Origin of the sequence: Facilibium subflavum, assembly GCF_003574485.1 — a bacterium.
In the GTDB taxonomy this organism is placed as follows: Bacteria; Pseudomonadota; Gammaproteobacteria; order Francisellales; family Francisellaceae; genus Facilibium; species Facilibium subflavum.
The window spans coordinates 1-1484 of sequence record NZ_QLIT01000305.1 but is presented as its reverse complement, the minus strand read 5'-3'; the positions used below and the strand labels follow the sequence as shown (position 1 = coordinate 1484).

The following is a 1484-nucleotide window of genomic DNA, read 5'->3' as shown; positions in this document are numbered from 1 at the left end:
ACTTAGTGCCATTAGATCATAACCAATAACAGGTTTAACCTTATCTTCCAAAAGTTTTAAAAGGCGCCGCGCCTGATCTTTTGTTGCTAAGCTTTGCGAGAAGAAATCAGCTAGACGATTAACAACCTGTTTTAACTGATAAATCTCTGTACCACTTAGCTGAAGGAGAATTTCCTCCACTAATGATTCTTCAAATTCTTCCAGCATGTACTTTGCTTTTATGATCATGCCAGGTGTACGTTCAAAATTAACTTCCAGAATCTCATTTAATAAATTAATAAACACCTGTTTTTCAAAAAAAAGCATAAAAGGGCGTATTAGATAAGCAGGTAAAACTTCTGATGCCAGTAGTTTGACCACATTAGTATAAGCAACACACTGTGTATAATCAGGCTGCTTTTCTTTTGATTTAATCAGCTGCAAAACCTTTTGATGAAACAACATGAGCTTATCTCTCATCTGAGCGTTTAATTGCCCAACATTATTCAGTGTCAGGCAGGATAAAATACGATAGGAGATTTCACTAAACTGTACTGCTGTTAGCATCAGGTTATGCGACACTTCAGATAATGAAGCCTCAATATTTGTGTTTATATCCTGATCTTGCCGCTGCTGTGGTGCCTCATCAAGTGTTTCTGCCGCTTCTACATCCATCTTTTTCGCATCCTCAAATTTTTATATTGCTATTTAAATTCAGGCTAAAACTATTACTGCAAAACACCTTTAAGTGATTTATCACCTAAAAATTACTTTTACTACATTAATATCAACTTACTTTGCGCTTTGGAACGTGTTTTGTAACAGCAATCATGGACCAAGCACCATACAACAAAGCCATTCTGGCTCAAAAAAATGTTCTATGACGAACGGCACTATAACACTTTTTGCCATAGTTGATTTCCATGTGTCACAAACCCCATTTGTTAAATGACAAAACAAGCGATTTTTATTTCATACATCCAAAACCAAACACTTGCAGACACTATTTCCCAAGCACAAATCCTGGTTTGTCTTGCCATTACAATCTACTGGAAAATGCCATAATACGTCAAGTAAAATTTCATCAAAAAAGAAATCTTCATAACAATAAAAACACTATTGAGTCTCGTCTTACAAACAATTTATTAAAATGAAAGGTTATATGGATTTTGCTAATAGCGAATGCGTTAGGAAAAAATGAACAGTTTCATTGTCTTAGTATATGAGCACCCAAAGCCTCTGGCAAGGGCAGCTATTAACTGCACACATTGATCACGCCTAATAAAGCATTTTAAAGTTTTTTCGTGTAGGATATTTCACAAAGTTATATGCAAGCTGTATTCAAAATGGAAATTTTACAAACGAAGAACCTGGATCATCTGGGATTAGTAACTGGGGTATTTAAGAAGTTTGGGATTATTGATTTCGTGAACAAGAAGTTAGGTTTTTCTGACCAGGAGAAGGTAAAACCCGGTGAGGTTTTAGCTGCTTTATGCATGAATGGC

Annotated in this window: 2 protein-coding genes; one reads left to right on the top strand and one right to left on the bottom strand. The window is 35.5% G+C overall.

The window, feature by feature from the left end:
- Window positions 1–654, bottom strand: a 654-nt coding sequence (locus tag DNK84_RS13580; protein WP_162902503.1) for a hypothetical protein, incomplete at its 3' end; no start/stop codon positions are given.
- 653 nt (window positions 655–1307) lie between these two features.
- Between DNK84_RS13580 and DNK84_RS15135 the strand changes: the two genes are divergently transcribed.
- The coding region (locus tag DNK84_RS15135) for a DUF4277 domain-containing protein (protein WP_119344999.1) at window positions 1308–1484 on the top strand (177 nt) is incomplete at its 3' end.